The organism is Pikeienuella piscinae (assembly GCF_011044155.1).
Classification (GTDB): domain Bacteria; phylum Pseudomonadota; class Alphaproteobacteria; order Rhodobacterales; family Rhodobacteraceae; genus Pikeienuella; species Pikeienuella piscinae.
This window is the reverse complement of the sequence record NZ_CP049056.1, coordinates 3,766,812-3,783,864: the sequence shown is the minus strand read 5'-3', so window position 1 is coordinate 3,783,864 and position 17,053 is coordinate 3,766,812. Positions and strand designations below refer to the sequence as shown.

15 protein-coding genes are annotated in these 17,053 nt (G+C 66.1%); 6 read left to right on the top strand and 9 right to left on the bottom strand.

Annotated features, from left to right (window positions below):
- Nucleotides 1-30 precede the first annotated feature (30 nt).
- Complete coding sequence (locus tag G5B40_RS17990) at nt 31-627, bottom strand: alpha-ketoglutarate-dependent dioxygenase AlkB (RefSeq protein WP_165101592.1); 597 nt, start codon at nt 625-627, stop codon at nt 31-33.
- A gap of 289 nt (nt 628-916) precedes the next feature.
- Between G5B40_RS17990 and dnaK the strand changes: the two genes are divergently transcribed.
- The 5 genes from dnaK (at nt 917) to G5B40_RS17965 (ending at nt 10,694) form a co-directional block, all read left to right on the top strand.
- Complete coding sequence (dnaK, locus tag G5B40_RS17985) at nt 917-2,839, top strand: molecular chaperone DnaK (protein WP_165101589.1); 1,923 nt, start codon at nt 917-919, stop codon at nt 2,837-2,839.
- A gap of 111 nt (nt 2,840-2,950) precedes the next feature.
- Complete coding sequence (gene dnaJ, locus G5B40_RS17980; RefSeq protein ID WP_165101586.1) at nt 2,951-4,114, top strand: molecular chaperone DnaJ; 1,164 nt, start codon at nt 2,951-2,953, stop codon at nt 4,112-4,114.
- 51 nt (nt 4,115-4,165) lie between these two features.
- A complete protein-coding gene (locus G5B40_RS17975) occupies nt 4,166-6,199 on the top strand; it encodes a M3 family metallopeptidase (protein ID WP_211907360.1) in 2,034 nt (677 codons plus the stop codon).
- A 97-nt stretch (nt 6,200-6,296) separates the two neighbouring features.
- Nucleotides 6,297-7,406: a calcium-binding protein gene (locus tag G5B40_RS17970; RefSeq protein ID WP_165101580.1), complete on the top strand. Its 1,110-nt coding sequence runs from the start codon at nt 6,297-6,299 to the stop codon at nt 7,404-7,406.
- A gap of 261 nt (nt 7,407-7,667) precedes the next feature.
- A complete protein-coding gene (locus G5B40_RS17965; RefSeq protein WP_165101577.1) occupies nt 7,668-10,694 on the top strand; it encodes a PAS domain-containing protein in 3,027 nt (1,008 codons plus the stop codon).
- A 13-nt stretch (nt 10,695-10,707) separates the two neighbouring features.
- Here the strand turns inward: G5B40_RS17965 and G5B40_RS17960 are convergent, their stop codons facing one another.
- The 3 genes from G5B40_RS17960 to pgsA are packed head-to-tail and all read right to left on the bottom strand — an operon-like array spanning nt 10,708 to nt 11,973.
- Entirely contained in the window at nt 10,708-11,145 is a 438-nt protein-coding gene (locus tag G5B40_RS17960; protein WP_165101574.1) for a molybdenum cofactor biosynthesis protein MoaE, read from the bottom strand.
- A 10-nt stretch (nt 11,146-11,155) separates the two neighbouring features.
- Nucleotides 11,156-11,404, bottom strand: a complete 249-nt coding sequence (gene moaD, locus G5B40_RS17955) for a molybdopterin converting factor subunit 1 (protein WP_165101571.1) — start codon at nt 11,402-11,404, stop codon at nt 11,156-11,158.
- The gene (pgsA, locus tag G5B40_RS17950; RefSeq protein ID WP_165101569.1) at nt 11,401-11,973 is read right to left on the bottom strand and encodes a CDP-diacylglycerol--glycerol-3-phosphate 3-phosphatidyltransferase; all 573 of its coding nucleotides are present in this window, start codon (nt 11,971-11,973) and stop codon (nt 11,401-11,403) included. The genes moaD and pgsA overlap by 4 nt, the downstream gene beginning before the upstream one ends.
- 117 nt (nt 11,974-12,090) lie before the next feature.
- Here pgsA and G5B40_RS17945 point away from each other — a divergent pair, with 117 nt between their 5' ends.
- Nucleotides 12,091-13,308, top strand: a complete 1,218-nt coding sequence (locus G5B40_RS17945; protein WP_165101566.1) for a class I SAM-dependent RNA methyltransferase — start codon at nt 12,091-12,093, stop codon at nt 13,306-13,308.
- A gap of 84 nt (nt 13,309-13,392) precedes the next feature.
- On the opposite strand, the gene G5B40_RS17940 is transcribed toward G5B40_RS17945, so the two are convergent.
- The 5 genes from G5B40_RS17940 to dapA are packed head-to-tail and all read right to left on the bottom strand — an operon-like array spanning nt 13,393 to nt 17,007.
- Nucleotides 13,393-14,337, bottom strand: a complete 945-nt coding sequence (locus G5B40_RS17940; protein ID WP_165101563.1) for an OmpA family protein — start codon at nt 14,335-14,337, stop codon at nt 13,393-13,395.
- Complete coding sequence (locus G5B40_RS17935; RefSeq protein WP_165101560.1) at nt 14,334-14,903, bottom strand: peroxidase-related enzyme; 570 nt, start codon at nt 14,901-14,903, stop codon at nt 14,334-14,336. Before G5B40_RS17935 ends, G5B40_RS17940 begins: the two co-directional genes overlap by 4 nt.
- Nucleotides 14,904-14,927: 24 nt before the next feature.
- A complete protein-coding gene (locus tag G5B40_RS17930) occupies nt 14,928-15,659 on the bottom strand; it encodes a GNAT family N-acetyltransferase (RefSeq protein ID WP_165101557.1) in 732 nt (243 codons plus the stop codon).
- Nucleotides 15,656-16,129: an SsrA-binding protein SmpB gene (gene smpB / locus G5B40_RS17925; RefSeq protein WP_165101553.1), complete on the bottom strand. Its 474-nt coding sequence runs from the start codon at nt 16,127-16,129 to the stop codon at nt 15,656-15,658. The genes G5B40_RS17930 and smpB overlap by 4 nt, the downstream gene beginning before the upstream one ends.
- Entirely contained in the window at nt 16,129-17,007 is an 879-nt protein-coding gene (dapA, locus tag G5B40_RS17920) for a 4-hydroxy-tetrahydrodipicolinate synthase (protein WP_165101550.1), read from the bottom strand. Before dapA ends, smpB begins: the two co-directional genes overlap by 1 nt.
- Nucleotides 17,008-17,053 lie beyond the last annotated feature (46 nt).

The following is a 17,053-nucleotide window of genomic DNA, read 5'->3' as shown; positions in this document are numbered from 1 at the left end:
GCGCTCTTCACCTGCTTCGCGACCGCGCGCTCAGCCGGCCACCACCCGCATCGTCAGATTGAGCCGTCCGCCCCGCGCCAGCAACGGCGAGACGCCGTAGCGGATCCGATCGACGCCGTGCCAGATGAGCCGCGACGCGCCGCCCATCACAAGAACGTCGCCCGAGCGCAGCTCGAAGCTTTTCGTCGAGTCGCGCCGCGCCAGCCCGCCGATACGAAAACGCGCGGGATCGCCGAGCGAGACCGAGACGACGGGCGCCGCGAACTCGCCTTCATCGGCGTCGCGATGAAGCCCCATCTTCGCGCCCTCCGCATAGTGATTGAGCAGAAGGCAATCGGGGTCCGAATCCCACCCGGACACCGCGCGCCAGATCGCCAGCGCCTCCGCCGGGATCGGCGGCCAGGGAGCGCCGTTCATCTGGCGAGGCTCATAGCGATAACCCTTGCGGTCCGTGACCCAGCCGACCCGCCCGGCCGAGGTCATCGCAACCGACATGCGCCGTCCGTTCGGCGCCTCCATGCGTCGCGGCGGCGCGACGGCGGCGACCGTGCGAAGCGCGCCGACCAACGCGATCTGCGCAACCGCGTCGAGGAACCCGTCATGGAGCGTGACGCCATCCGGAAGCATGACGCCATTCGGCGGATTTCCTCCGCGCGGGGCAAGCCCGAATCGCGCCGCATATGCTTGCTTCGCAGCGGCGAGAAAGCCCGCGTTTCGCGGAAAGGCGCGAATATCGCCTCTCCCGGCCAGAAATCCGCGACAAACTCTCTTCAACACGTTGCGAGGCAAAAAAGTCACAACTATATAGCGGCGGAACACGCGGGACGGGACCTGCGCAAAGATCACCAAAGGGATAGGCTGCGGGGGCCTTCAGGGACCCGACGGCCGGACATCGCCGAAAGAAAGGACTTAGATAATGGCCAAGGTTATCGGAATCGATCTCGGGACCACGAACTCCTGCGTTTCGATCATGGACGGCGCGAGCCCGAAAGTCGTCGAAAATGCCGAGGGCGCGCGCACCACGCCCTCCGTCGTCGCCTTCACCGAGAGCGGCGAGCGGCTGGTCGGTCAGGCGGCCAAACGTCAGGCCGTCACCAACCCCGCGAACACGCTCTTCGCGGTCAAGCGCCTGATCGGACGGCGCTATGACGACAAGGCCGTCGAGAAGGACAAGAAGATGGTGCCCTACGCCATCGTCAAGGGCGGCAATGGCGACGCCTGGGTCGAGAGCCGGGGCGAGAAATACTCCCCGAGCCAGATTTCCGCCTTCATCCTGCAGAAGATGAAGGAGACCGCTGAAAGCTACCTGGGCGAGACTGTCTCCCAGGCCGTTATTACGGTGCCCGCCTATTTCAACGACGCTCAGCGGCAGGCCACCAAGGACGCCGGCAAGATCGCCGGACTTGAGGTGCTGCGTATCATCAACGAGCCAACCGCAGCCGCGCTCGCCTACGGGCTCGACAAGGAAGGCGACAAGCGCATCGCGGTCTATGACCTCGGCGGCGGCACCTTCGATATCTCGATTCTCGAAATCGGCGAAGGTCTGTTCCAGGTTCAGTCGACCAATGGCGACACCTTCCTCGGCGGCGAGGATTTCGACCTCAGGCTGGTCGATTATCTCGCCGACGAGTTCAAGAAGGAGAACTCGGTCGATCTGCGGGATGACAAGCTCGCACTCCAGCGCCTGAAGGAAGCTGCGGAGAAGGCGAAGATCGAGCTTTCGTCGGCGTCGCAGACCGAAATCAACCTGCCCTACATCACCGCCGACGCCACCGGGCCGAAGCATCTGACGCTGAAACTGACCCGGGCGAAACTGGAGAGCATTGTCGAGGATCTGGTGAAGCGGACCCTCGAGCCCTGCAAGAAAGCGCTGAAGGACGCCGGGGTCAGCGCGGCCGATATCGACGAGGTCATTCTCGTCGGCGGCATGACGCGGATGCCGAAGGTCATCGAGACGGTGAAGTCGTTCTTTGGCAGGGAACCGCACAAGGGCGTGAACCCGGACGAGGTCGTCGCCATGGGCGCGGCGATTCAGGCCGGCGTGTTGAAGGGCGACGTCACGGACGTCACGCTTCTTGACGTTACGCCGCTTTCGCTCGGCATCGAAACGCTGGGCGGCGTCTTCACCCGGCTGATCGACCGCAACACGGCGATCCCGACGGAAAAGAGCCAGACGTTCTCGACCGCCGAGGACAACCAGTCCGCGGTCACCATCCGGGTCTTCCAGGGTGAGCGCGAGATGGCGGCGGACAACAAGTTGCTCGGCCAGTTCAATCTCGAGAACATCCCCCCGGCGCCGCGCGGCATGCCGCAGATCGAGGTGACCTTCGATATCGACGTGAACGGCATCGTGTCCGTCAAGGCGAAGGACAAGGGCACCAACAAGGAGCAGAAGATCACCATCCAGGCCTCGGGCGGGCTTTCCGACGAGGATATCGAAGCGATGGTGAAGGAGGCGGAGGAGAACGCCGAGGCCGACAAGGCGCGTCGCGCTGGGGTCGAGGCGAAGAACCACGCCGAAAGCCTTGTGCATTCGACCGAAAAGTCGCTGGCCGAACACGGCGACAAGGTCGAGGCCGACGTGAAGGCGGAGATCGAGGCGGCGGTGGCGGCGCTCAAGGAAGCCGCCGATGGCGACGATATCGACGCGATCAAGGAGAAGACCCAGGCCCTGACCGAAACGTCGATGAAGCTCGGCGAGGCGATCTACAAGGCGCAGATGGCGGAAGCCGAATCCGCCGCGCCTGCGGGCGATGGCGAAGAGCCCAAAGCGAAAGCGGAGGACGATGTCGTCGACGCCGATTTCGAAGAGGTCAAGGACGACGAGAAAAAGTCCTGACCTGCGCATCGCGTCCGACGCCTATAGACATTCCCGGGGCCATGAATTCTCCCCTTGGCCCCGGGATCGGCGCGGCTTATTCAGAACAGTCTCAGTTCGCGGCGGAACCCAATGGCTAAGCGAGATTTCTATGAAACTCTGGGCGTCGAGCGCGGCGCATCGGAAGGCGATCTGAAGAAAGCCTATCGCCGACTCGCGCGCGATCTCCATCCCGACCGAAACAAGAGCGACCCCAAGGCCGCCGAGAAGTTCAAGGCCGTCAACGAGGCTTATGACGTCCTGAAGGACCCTGAAAAGAAGGCCGCCTACGACCAGTTCGGCCACGCCGCGTTCGAGGCGGGCGGTTTCGGCGCAGCCGGGGCGGCCGGCGCGCGCGCGCGCGCAGCGCAGAACGGCGATTTCTCTTCGGCCTTCTCGGATGTGTTCGACGATCTTTTCGGGGATTTCATGGGCGGCCAGCGCGGCCGTCCCGGCGGCGGGCGCACGCAGACGCGGGGCTCGGACCTGCGCTACAATCTGAAGATATCGCTTGAGGACGCCTATCTCGGCAAGGAGACGGAGATCACCGTTCCCGGCTCGGTGACGTGCGAATCCTGCTCCGGCACCGGCTCCGAGGGCGGCGCGGAGCCCGGCACCTGTCCGACCTGTTCCGGGCTGGGCAAGGTTCGGGCGCAGCAGGGCTTCTTCACCATCGAGCGGACCTGTCCGACCTGCGGCGGGCGCGGCCAGGTGATCAAGAACCCCTGCCGGACCTGCGGCGGTCAGGGCCGGACGGCGAAGGAGAGGACGCTTTCCGTCCGCATCCCGGAAGGCGTGGAGAACGGCACCCGCATCCGCCTCGCCGGCGAGGGTGAGGCCGGTCGGCGCGGCGGCCCGCCCGGCGATCTCTACATCTTCCTCGACATCGCAGAGCATGAGATTTTCGCCCGCGAGGGATTGGATCTCTACTGCCGGATACCTGTGGCGATGACCACCGCGGCGCTCGGCGGCGAAATCGAGGCGCCGACGATCGACGGCGGCCGCACGAGAGTTAAGATCCCGGCCGGCAGCCAGTCCGGCAAGCAGCTCCGGCTTCGCGCCAAGGGCATGCCGCAACTGAGAGGCGGGCGCTTCGGCGACCTCTATCTCGAATTGGCGGTGGAAACCCCGGTCAATCTCTCCGCCCACCAGAAAGAGCTACTGCGGCTCTTCGAGCAGGAGAGCGAGAAGAACAGCCCAGAGACTGAAGATTTCTTTTCGCGCGTAAAGAATTTCTGGGATGGTATGACGAGCTGAAGTGGGCGCTTGGGCGTCCGCGATTCGCCTCTGTCTCCAAGGATGGCGTCCATGACGAACCCGCTTCTCACAGACTGGTCCACCCCTTTCGGGCTGCCGCCCTTCGACAGGATCGAGCCCGCGCATTTCCGCCCGGCCTTCGAGGCTGCGCTGAAAGCCGACCGCGCCGAGATCGACGCGATCGCGAACGACCCCGCCGCCGTCAGCTTCGCCAACACCATCGTTGCGCTGGAGCGCTCGGGCGCAGCGCTGACACGGGTCGCCAACGTCTTCTTCAACCTCGCCGGCGTCGCCAGCAACGACGCCATGCAGGAAATCGAGCGCTGGATAGCGCCCGTCCTCTCACGACACCATGCCGAAATGGTGATGAACGAGAAGCTCTTTGCACGGATCGACGCGCTGATGGCCCGGCGCGACGATCTCGGCCTGGACGCGGAGGACGACCGGGTGCTGGAGCTGACCTACTCGAATTTCATCCGCGCCGGCGCCCAGCTTCGCGGCGCCGATCGCGAGCGCATGACCGAGATCATGGGCCGGCTAGCGACTCTCGGCGCCGGATTCAGCCAGAACGTGCTTCGCGACGAAAAGGACTGGATGCTGAAGCTGGAGGGCGAAGACGCTCTGAACGGGCTTCCGGCTTTCCTGATCGACGCCGCGGCGTCGGCGGCGAAGGAGCGCGGACTCGAGGGGCATGTCATCACGCTCTCGCGCTCGCTGATCACACCCTTTCTCCAGTTTTCCGCCAATCGCGCGCTGCGCGAGGAAGCCTGGCGCGCCTGGACGGGCCGCGGCGAGATGCGGGCGGAGACCGACAACCGGGCGTTCGCGGCGGAAACCGTCGCGCTCCGCTTCGAACGCGCGCAGTTGCTCGGGTTTCCCAATTTTGCCGCCTTCAAGCTCGACGACCAGATGGCGAAAACGCCGGAACGGGTGCGCGCGCTCCTGATGGCGGTCTGGGGGCCGGCGAAGGCGCGGGCGCTGGAGGAGCGCGACTCTCTCGCCGCCATCGCCGCGGCCGAGGGCGCGAATATCGAGATCGCACCGTGGGACTGGCGCTATTACGCCGAGAAACAACGCAAGGCCGAGCACGATCTCGATGAAGAGGAGTTGAAGCCCTATCTGCCGCTCGACGCGATGATCGCGGCCGCGTTCGACTGCGCAAAGCGGCTGTTCGGTCTGGAATTCTCAGAACTGTATGACGCGCCCCGCCCGCATCCCGACGCGCGCGTCTGGGAAGCGACGAAGGACGGCGCGCATGTCGCGGTCTTCATCGGCGACTATTTCGCCCGGCCTTCGAAACGCTCGGGGGCCTGGATGAGCGCCTACCGGACGCAGCATAATCTCGACGAGCGGGTTCGGCCGATTGTTTCCAATGCGATGAATTTCGCGCGGGGTGAAGACGTCACGCTGCTGACCTTCGACGACGCGCGCACGCTCTTCCACGAATTTGGCCATGCGCTCCACGGCATGCTCTCGGACGTGACCTACCCCTCGATTTCGGGCACTTCAGTCGCGCGGGATTTCGTGGAGCTGCCGAGCCAACTTTTTGAGCATTGGCTGACGGAGAAAGAGGTTCTGACCCGTTTCGCCAGGCACTACGAGACGGGCGCGCCGATGCCGGAAGCTCTGATCGAAAGGGTGCGGAAAGCTAGAAATTTCGGCCAGGGCTTCGCTTCGGTCGAATATGTCGCCTCGGCGCTGGTCGATCTGGAGATGCATCTGCTGACTGACGCGGACGGGTTCGACCCGGCTGCGTTCGAGCGCGAGACCCTCGATCGACTCGACATGCCGGCGGAGATTGTCATGCGCCACCGCACGCCGCATTTCGCCCATGTCTTCGCCGGCGACGGCTATTCGGCCGGGTACTACAGCTACATGTGGTCGGAAGTGATGGACGCCGACGCATTCGCCGCGTTCGAAGAAGCGGGCGATGCGTTCGCGCCCGCCATCGCCCGGCGGCTCTCGGATGTGATCTATGCGGCGGGCGGACGGCAGGATCCGGAAGACGCTTATCGCGCATTTCGCGGCCGCATGCCGAAGGTTGACGCGCTCTTGAAGCAACGCGGGCTTAACGAAGCGGCCTGAGCGCCAGCCACTCAGAGTAATGTTCTACCTTAACAAATGTTAACTTATCGGGCATATTTCTGTTTTACCGGATATCGCAATTTGGAGTGGGTAAGTCATGACACGTATTGTCGCCCGATCTCGATTCATCCAGCGCGACGTCGATCTTCCTGACGAAAACGTCGTTATCTCGACTGCGAGACTGATCCGGGTGATCGACGATTCCCTGCGTGGGGATTACCGTGGAAACTTTCAAACGGGCGCAAACAGCGTAGATGGGACGCTGAACTCTTTTTCGGTGTTCGACTCCGGGCGGCTCACGTTCACCGCAACCCAGGTGAACCGCGACGCAGGGAGGTTCGCTGCGCTGATCTCCACGGATAATGATGCGGCGACGGCGTCGTTTCTCCTTTCCGATGGGGACAGGTTCATTCTCTCCGGCGCCGGCGACCAGGCGAGCGCGCTCGCAGGGAACGACTGGCTCGATGGTCGCGGCGGCGCCGATACGCTTGCCGGCGGCATCGGGAATGACACCGTGATCGGCGGCGGGGGCGGCGACAGGCTGAGCGGACAGGCGGGCGACGACGTTATCCGTGGCGGCGGCGGCGGCGACCGGATTGTTGGCGGCGGCGGCGACGACATGCTCTTGGGACAGGCGTCGGACGATGTCGTCGCCGGCGGCGCGGGGAGCGACACCCTCAACGGCGGCGGCGGAAACGACGCTCTGAACGGCGGCGCCGGCGACGATATCGTGGTTGGCGCGGCTGGTGCGGACAGCCTGAGCGGGCAGGCCGGGGCCGACCTCATCCGCGGCGGCGGCGGCGCCGACCGGATCGTCGGCGGCGGCGGGGCGGATCGGCTCTTCGGGCAGGCTTCGGGCGACATCATCGCCGGCGGCGGCGGGAACGACATGCTTGTCGGCGGCGGCGGCGCCGACATGCTTAAGGGCGGCGGCGGCGCCGACCGGTTGATCGCCGGCGGCGGCGATGACACGCTGAAAGGCGGAAACGGGCCGGATACCTTCGTTTTCGACCCGAATGACGGCGAGAACGTCATCCGCGACTTTCAACAGGGTCGGGACCTGATCGAAATCGCGGCAGCTCCGGGCATCGGCGCCCTCTCGATCAAGCCTGACGGCGACGATGTTCTCATCTCTTTCCGCGCCACGACGATCACCATCGAGGACGCCGAACGGAGCGATTTCACCGCGGCCGATTTCCTCTTTTGACACCGGGCCGCCGTCGGGAAAAATGTGACGCGATGCACGCCATGCATCGCATTTCGCTGAGGGCGGCCGGTCATGCCGGCTTCCGGAATCCCTCTCTCGCTCAAGAAAACTGAGGAGAAGCATGGCGCGCGGCGCGCCGAAGAGGGTGGCTGCGAAGCCCCTTCAGACGACGCAACCTTGGCGTGCGTCGTTCCGGGTTTGCGAATTCTTTCGGTTTGCGGGCAAATAAGCATCAGAACATTCGCCCCGCGGAGAAACTCTGTGCGAAAGAGAATGGCGCGCATCGTGCGAAGACGCCCGAAGAGCCGGCATCCGCTGCATCTCGCCGCGTCGCCGGCGGCGCTCCTATTCGCCGGGTCGCCGGCCGCGTCTGCGGCGAGCGCTTCCGATCCGGCGCTTGCGGGCGACGGGTTCTGGCTCGCGCTGGCCTGCGCCGGTCTCGCCTGCGCGGCGCTCGTCATTCTTCTCCAGCGCCGTCGCCTGCGCCGGATGAAGGCGAAACTCGACGGCAATCGCAAATGGCTCAGGGCGATCTTCGATCACGCGCCTGCCGCGATTCTTCTGAAGGACCGCGAGGGGAGATATCTCGAGATCAACAAATCCTGCGAAGCGCTGTTCGGCTTCACCAACGCCGAATGCGTCGGCCTGACCCCGGAGGATATCAATCCCGGCCCCGGGGACGAAGACGCCCGCGCCCATGATCTCGAAGTCCTGGAGACCGGCGTCGCTACCACGAGGCGGGTGCGGCTCGAGACCTCACAGGGGCCACGCTCGCTGCAATCGGTCAAGTTCCCGATCTTTTCACGGACAGGCGCAGTCGATGGCGTCGGAGCGGTCATCGTCGACGTGACGGAGAGCGCGGCGGCGCTCGAGCGCGCTGAAAGCGCCGAGCTCCGGCTGCGCGAGGCGGTGGAGGCCCTGCCCGGCGGTTTCGTCGCGTTCGACCGCGAGCGCAAGATGATCTTCTGCAACGAAGCCTATCGCAACCTTACAGCGTTGCCACGCGAGCGCATCACGCCCGGGGTCTCCTATCGGGAGATCCTGCTCGCGGCGCGTGAGAGCGGCTATGCGCCCGACGGGGAAGCCGATCTCGAAAATTGGGTCGAAACGCGGATAGACGGCGCGCCGGAAGGCGTCGATTCCGAGTTCCGGACGCCCGACGGGCGCTGGTTCAAGGCCAACGACCGGGTAACGAGCGATGGCGGGCTCGTCGGCATCCGGATCGAGATCACCGAGCTGAGACGGCAGCGGGACGCTCTGGCGGCGGCGCGCATGCGGATCGAGGACGTCGCAGCCGATCTGCGCATCAAGAGCGACAGGCTCCAGCAGATCATCCGCCTCTCCGCCATCGGCGGCTGGGAAGTGGACGCGCAGACGAAAGCCGTGTGGTGGGATCCGTTGACCAGGCGGATTCACGAGGCCGACGCCGGCTTCTCGCCGGACTTCCGGTCCGCCATCAAGTTCTTTACGCCCGAGTCGCGTGAGCGGGTGGCGAGTGCGGTCGCAGGTTGCCTCAATGACGCGACGCCGTTCGATGTCGAGGCCGAGTTGATCACCGCGCGCGACCGGCGCGCCTGGGTTCGCATTCTCGGCGAAGCGGACCGCGAGGGCGGCGAAATCGTGCGCTTGCAAGGCGTCATCCAGGACATCAGCGAACAGAAACGCCATGAAGCCGCGCTCCAGGCGGCGAATGACGAGCTGCGCGCCGCGATCGCCGGTCGCGCCAGCGCCGAGCGGCGCTTTTTCGACATCGCGGCGGTCAGCACCGACTGGTTCTGGGAGCAGGACCGCGATCTCCGTTTCACATTCATCTCCGACAGCTACACCCGCACCACCGGCGGCGACCCGGAGACGCATATCGGCCGGACGAGGGAGGAGCTGCTACAGTCCGACCGCGCCGCGCGAGAGGGGGCCGACTGGGATTGGCTTGCACAGAAGATCGCGGCGCGCGCGCCCTTCTCCGACTTTGTCTACCGGGCGTTCGGCGACACGGACGGCCCGCGCTGGGTGCGGATCAGCGGCGCGCCGTTCCATGATGAATCGGGCGCGTTCGCCGGCTATCGCGGCGTCGGCTCCGACGTGACCACCCTTTATGACGCGCTGCGCAGGGCGAAAGCGGCGAGCGAGGCGAAATCCGCTTTCCTCGCCACGATGAGCCATGAGATCCGAACGCCGATGAACGGCGTCCTCGGGGTCGCGGAGGAGTTGGGGCGCCGGGTCACCGAGCCTGCGGAAAGGCGGCTGGTCGCGACGATCCGCGAATCCGGCGAGACGCTGTTGAACGTGATCAACGACATCCTTGATTTCTCCAAGATCGAGGCGGGCAAGCTGGATCTGGAGACGACCGACTTTTCACCGGCGCTAATCGCCCGGCGCGCCGCCGCGCTTCACGAGATGAAGACCCGGGAGAAGGGCCTCGACTTCACGCTGGTCGTCGAACCTGCGGCGGAGCGAACCCGGCGCGGCGACCCGCATCGGGTGTCGCAGATCCTCCATAATCTCGTTGGCAACGCGGTCAAGTTCACCGAGACCGGCGAGGTGACCGTCACATTCGGCGGCGAGCCGGGAGGGCCGCTCACCATAGCGGTCCGCGATACGGGCGTAGGTATGAACCAGGCGGAGATCGCTCGCGTATTCGAGGGGTTCCGTCAGGCCGACAGCTCCACGACGCGGCGGTTCGGCGGCACCGGGCTCGGCATGTCGATCGTGAAGAGCCTCGTGGAGGCGATGGCGGGCGAGATCACCATCGACAGCACGCCGGGCGCCGGCGCCGAGATACGCGTCTCGCTTCCGTTGCCCATCGTCGACACCCGGTCCGAGCCAGCCGCGCCCGCCGCCGTCGCCGCGCTTCCGGAAGGGCTGAAAATTCTGGCGGCGGATGACAACGCTACCAACCGCATGGTGATCGAACTCCTGCTGAAGCGGGTTGGCGCGGCCTCGACAGTCGTTGAAAGCGGACGGGATGCGGTGGCCGCGGCCAACGACGAACGAGACCGGATGGTGAACGGCGACGCAGGTTTCGATCTCATCCTGATGGACATTTCAATGCCGGATATGGACGGTATCGAGGCGCTGGCGGCGATCCGGGATCAAGAAGCGAAGGCTGGCGCCCCGCGAGTTCCGGCGATCGCCATCACCGCCAACGCGCTAACGCACCAGGTCGCCGATTATCTTGCAAGCGGCTTCGACGGCCATGTCGCCAAACCGATCCAGGGCGACGCGCTTTTCGCGGAAATCGACGCCTGCCTCGACCGGGCGCGCCTTGGCGGGAGGGAACGGGACGCGTGACAGCGTCTGAGGGTCAGTCAGTCCGCCTCCAGCGCAGGACGGCGTCGTCGTCTGATTCGCGCGCATCGACCCACCGGGCGCCGGCCGCCGTCTCCTCCATCTTCCAGAAGGGGGCGCCTGTCTTGAGATAGTCCATCATGAACTCGGCGGCCGCGAACGCTTCGGCGCGATGACGGCTGGCTGTGCCGACCATCATGATCTGCTCGCCGGGCGCGAGCCGCCCGACACGGTGGATGATCAGGGCGTCGGTGAGCGCCCAACGCCGGCGCGCTTCGGCCTCGATTCCGGTCAGGGCGTCTTCGGTCATGCCGGGGTAATGCTCCAGCGTCATCGCTTCGACATCTTCGCCGCGCACGATCCCGGTGAACGTCACCACAGCGCCCGCGCCCGTCGCCAGCGCCGCGGCCTCCGCCCCGAGGTCGAAATCCGCTGTCTGGACCCGGACCGCCATCGCGAACCTGTCAACCCCCCGTCATCGGCGGGAAGAACGCAACTTCGGTCGCGCCATCGAGCGGAGCGTCGAAATCCCGCACCTTGCGGTTCACCGCGACCCGCACGGCGGCGGGCTCCGCGAACGCGGCCTCATGTCGTTCGCCCTTCGCGCGAAGCGCTGTGACCAGGTCGGAGACGGTGGCGAGGCCGGACGCGTCCACGATCTCCTCGCTCTCCCCGATCCGTTCTCTCAGCCAGGCGAAATAGAGCACTTTCATATCCGCTCCTCCTCGCTCTTCATATAGGCGAGACCCTTGGAGAAGTAATCCCACCCGCTGAGCGCCGTCAGCGCGGCTGCAAGCCACAGAAGCGCGATTCCGGCGACGCTGATCCAGTTGTCTGGCGCTTCGACCGCGCCGGCGAGCAGAAGCGCGCCGAAGGCGATCATCTGCGCCGTCGTCTTCCACTTCGCAAGCTGCGTCACGTCCAGCACCCGCGCGCCCTTGAGATATTCCCGAAGCCCCGAAACCAGCGTCTCACGCACGAGGATAACCGTAACGGGGATCGTGACCCCGGCTGAAAGATCGAAAAGCCCGACCAGAACCGCGCCGGTGACCGCGATCATCGCCTTGTCGGCGATCGGGTCCAGCATCCGGCCGAACGCGCTGACCTGACCCCACCGCCGGGCGAGCCAACCGTCGAGGAAATCACTGAGCCCGGCGATGGTGAACAGAAGAAAAGCGACGATATCGGCCAGCGGACGCGCCAGCACCAGAAAAACGAATGCGACCAGGGGCGCGGCGACGACGCGACCGATCGTGAGCGTGTTGGGGATGGTGAGGCGCATGGCGTTCACATTCGCGATCGCCGAACCGGGGTCAAGGGTCGTAACGTCGCCGGAGCGGCGGTCTCGACGCGTCCTGCCACTCTTTCGGCGCGGTGACGTTGGAGATATGCCGTTCCAATGAAGACGATCATCATTGACCGCCTCGCCGCCGAAGGCGACGGCCAGGGCGACGGCGTATTCGCACCTTTCACCCTGCCGGGAGAGCGGGTGCGGGGCGCGGTGACGGACGGCAGGATGGCGACGCCCGAAATACTGACTCGATCGCCTCATCGCACGACGCCGCCCTGCCCGCATTTCGGCGCCTGCGGCGGCTGCGCCCTTCAGCATGCCGACGACGCGCTGCTGGTCGCCTGGAAGCGTGACCGGATCGCCGAAGCGCTGCGCGCGCGCGGCATCGGCGGCGTTGAGATAAGGGAGACGATCACCTCGCCCCCGCGGAGCCGTCGACGCGCGGGTTTCTCAGCGCGACGCACCAGGAAAACCGTAATCGCCGGCTTTCACGAACGCGCCGGCGATGTGATCGTCGAGGTGGAACGCTGCGAAGTCGTCGCGCCCGCGCTGCTCGGCGCGCTCGGCGCGGTGCGCGGGGCGGCGCGACTCGGCGCGTCGAGACAGGGCGAGATACGGGGCGTGGCGACGCTCGCGGATGCAGGCGTCGATCTCGCCATCGCGGAGGCGAAACCGCTGGACCGCGCGGGGCTGCTCGCGGCCGCCGCGCTCGCCGCCGATCACGATCTCGCGCGGCTTTCGTGGAACGGCGAGATTATCGCTGAGCGTCGCCCGCCGACGCAGCGCTTCGGCACGGCGCTTGTGACGCCGCCGCCAGGCGCCTTTCTTCAGGCCACGAAGGAAGGCGAGGCGGCGCTCCTGTCGGCGACGCGCGAGGCAATCGGGCGATCCAAACGCATCGGCGACCTCTTCGCCGGGTGCGGGACGTTTTCGTTGCCGCTGGCCGACAGCGCGGAAGTGCTCGCCATCGAAGGCGAGGCGGCGATGCTCGACGCGATGCAGACCGGCTGGCGCAACACCGCGGGATTGAAGAAACTCGTCGCGATAAGGCGCGACCTTTTCCGCCGGCCGCTCACGTCGCACGAACTCACAGGGCTCGACGCGGTGGTGATCGACCCGCCGAGAGCCGGCGCGGCGATGCAAAGCGCGGAGCTGGCGAAGGGCGGCCCGCCGCGCGTCGCCGCGCTCTCCTGCAATCCGGCGACCTTCGCCCGCGACGCGCGACTGCTTATCGACGGCGGCTACCGGCTCGACTGGGTGCAGCCGGTCGATCAGTTCCGCTGGTCGCCGCATGTCGAAATCGCCGCGCGGTTCAGCCGCGATTGAGCGGGGGCCACATCGGCCCCGCTTCGGTCCGGCCCACGACCGTGATCGCGCGTGAACGACGGCGTTCGGCGGCCTGATTCGACCCTATTCCAGGACCAGTTCGACCCGCCGGTTCTCGGCGCGCCCCTCTGGCGTCGCGTTCGACGCGCGGGGTGCGAGATAGCCGACGCCTTTCGGAACAAGTTGGCCGGGCTGCACGCCCTCCTCCGCCGCAAGCCGCGTAGCCACCGTCTCCGCCCGCGCGCGGGAAAGGGAGAGATTGCCATCGAACCCGCCCTGATTGTCGGTATGGCCGACGACAAAGAAACGCAGGTCGGGGCGTGCGCGCAACAGCTCCGCCGCCTGGGTCAACACCGGAGCCGAGTCATCGGTCAGCTTCGCCGAGCCGGCCTCGAAAGCGACCCCGTCGAGCGGCGCGTGGCCTTGTTCGGTCAAACGCCGCGCAAGCGCGAAGAGCCGCGCCTGTCCCGGTTTGACGCGCGGCGGCGGCGCCTCCCCCGCCGCAGTCATCCGCTCCGGCGCGGTCTCCCCCTCGACCGCGATGATCTGGACGAAGAGCCGCCCGCCCTGGCGCGACGCGATCACGGAGGCGTGGCGCTCGCGCGCTTCGTCCTCGACCGCGAGATAGCGGAAGTCAGCGAGATCGAACCGCATCGCCGGCGGCTCCACCAGATAGGCGTTGAAACGGAAATCGAAACCGCCGCATTCGTCGCCGGCGCATTCGAAAAGTGTCCGGTAGCCGAGCTCGGTGAACCGGCGCTGGTAATTCCGCACCGCCTCCAGCGTCGAGGTCTCATCCTCGGCCCGGTAGACGAACTCGCGAATCCGGCCTTCGATCACGTTCACCGGCTGCTCGTCGCGGGTGAACTGACCGACAGGCAGCTTGTAGGCGTCGAAATTCCGGGTCAGGAAATGGCTCAGCTCCGCGCCTTCGAGCGCGCCGAATTCAGGCGTGAACTCCTCCTCCGCCGCCCCGGCGGCGGCGGCGAAGGTCAGGACGGCGACAAGAGCGAAGGCGAGCGCTCTCACCGCGCCATGCCGTGATACGCCTCGTTCGGCCGCATGCCGACCGCAGAGGACACCCGGTTGGTCATGTTGAAGAAACCCGCAACCTCGGCGATATCCCAGATGGCGCGATTGGAGAATCCCGCGGCGCGCAGCGCCTCGCGGTCCGCTTCCTCGATCGTGTTGCTCGCCTTCGTCATCTTCACCGCGAAATCGAGCATCGCGCGCTGGCGCGGCTCCAGATCGGCATGGCGGTAATTGGCGGCGATCGTTTCCGCGAGCGCGGGATCGCCGGTCAGTTGCCGAACCGCGGCGCCATGCGCGACGAGGCAGTAGAAACAGTGATTCTCGGCCGAGACCGCGACCGCGATCATCTCGCGCTCAGCCTTGGAAAGCTCACTCTCGCCCAGCATCAGGGCGTTATACATCTGCGAGAAGGCGCGCAGCCGATCCGACGAGAACGCATAGGCGGCGAGGACATTGGGGATCATCCCCAGCTTTTCCTCGCAGACCTCGAAATAGCGCTTGATATCGTCAGGCGTCGGCGTCTCGGGCGGCAGGTCCAGCGCCGTCAGCTTGGCGTCACTCATAGCATCTCTCCCAGGCTCCGCCTCTCAGGCGGGTTTCACACGATAATGATAGCGCGTCGCGACCTGCATGCCCAAGCGATGATAGAGCGCCCCGGCGGCGGCGTTGCGCTCTGTCGCCGCGAGCGCCAGCCAGCGCGCTCCGGTTTCTTCGGCGAAGCGCGCGGCGGCGGCCATCAGCATGCGCGCCGCCCCTTTCCGGCGCTGGGCGGCGAGCGTCTCCACCGCGTGGATCATCGTGATCTCGCCATCGGTGGCGGCGAAGGCGACGGACGCGGGCCGGTCTCCGAGCCGGCCGATCAGGTATGTGCGCGGCGACGGCGCGCGCTCCATCACCGCCAACCGTTCGGCGCCGATTCCGCCCGCCGCCCAGATCTCTTCGATCAGCGCGACGCGGCAGGCGCCCCGCAAGACGCGCCCGACCTCCGGTTTGTCATCCAGCAACGCCGCCGCGTCGGAAACGAAAATCCGGGTTGGGTCAGCCAAATGATAGCCTTCCTCGGCCAGCAGAGCGTCGAGCGCCTCGTCGCCCGCGCGAACCTGAAAGAGCGGCGCCTGGCCCCATTTCGCCATCGCCGCCGCCGCCGCCGCAACGCCTTCACGATCCGCCGGCGGCGCGTCAGGCAGCCTCGTCGCGGCGGAAACGCGTCGGCCGCCGCCGCCGCCCCGCCGGAGCCGCCAGCCGGCCTCATCGACGGTCTCCGCCGGCGGCCATGTCGCCTCCAGCGCCGCAAACAGCCGCGTCGGCTCCGGTCTCAACCCCGTTCTCGCAACAGTCGCGCCTTGTCGCGCGCCCAGTCGCGCTTCTTCTCCGTCTCGCGCTTGTCGGACATCTTCTTGCCCTTCGCGATTCCAAGCGAGAGTTTCGCGACACCCTTCTCGTTGAAATAGAGTTTCAGCGGCACCAGCGTGGCGCCTTCGCGCCCAATACCCTGCCAGAACTTCGCGATCTCTTTCCGGTGGGCGAGAAGCTTGCGCCGCCGCCGCTCGTCGTGACCAAAGGTGCGCGCCTTGTCATAGGACGGGATGTAGCTGTTGATCAGCCAGAGTTCTCCACTTTCGACATTGGCGTAACTCTCGGCGATCTGCGCATGACCTTCGCGCAGGGCCTTCACCTCTGACCCTTCGAGCATGATGCCGACCTCGACCTCGGCCTCGATGAAATAATTGTGCCGCGCCTTGCGGTTCTCGGCGACGATCTTCCGCTTCGGCTCCTTCGATGGGGCCATCAGCCGTTCAGAATCCCGGCGTGGACCATCGCGGAGCGGATCGCCTCTTTCGTTTCGGGCAGCGCCGGGGTGATGGGCGAGCGCACCTCATCCGAGCACTTGCCGAGGAGCGAAAGTCCGGTCTTGGCGCCGACCACTCCCGGCTCAAGGAAGATCGCACGATGGAGAGGCAGAAGCCGATCCTGCATCGCCAGCGCCCGGTCGCGTTCGCCCGCCGCCAGCGCGTCCTGAAACTCTGCGCAGGCGCGCGGCGCGACGTTCGCGGTGACGGAGATGCAGCCGACGCCGCCCTGCGACCAGTGGCCGAGCGCCGACGGATCCTCGCCTGTAAGCTGGATGAAGTCATGGCCGCAGGTCGCGCGCTGGTCGGAGACCCGCGAGACATCCCCGGTCGCGTCCTTCACGCCAACGATGTTCTTCAACTTGGCCAGATCCCCCATCGTCGCCGGGGTCATGTCGATGACGGAGCGCGACGGGATATTGTAGATGATGATCGGAATGTCGGCGCAGTCGTTCAGCGCCTTGAAATGCGCATAGAGCCCGCGCTGCGTCGGCTTGTTGTAATAGGGCGTCACGACGAGCGCGCCGTCCGCACCGACCTTCTTCGCGAAGGTGACGAAGCGGATCGCCTCGTCCGTGTTGTTCGAGCCGGCGCCGGCGATCACCGGAACGCGCTTCGCAGCGGTCTTCACCACCAGTTCGATGACGTGCTCGTGCTCCTGATGGCTCAGCGTCGGGCTCTCCCCTGTTGTGCCAACCGGGACGAGGCCGTGCGAACCTTCGTCGATATGCCATTCGACGAGTTCGATCAGGGTTTTCTCGTCCACCGCTCCGTCCCGAAACGGGGTGACGAGCGCGGGAAGAGAGCCTCTGAACATGGGTCTGACCTCAGGATGGCCGGCGGTGCGACCATCGCGCCGCTGC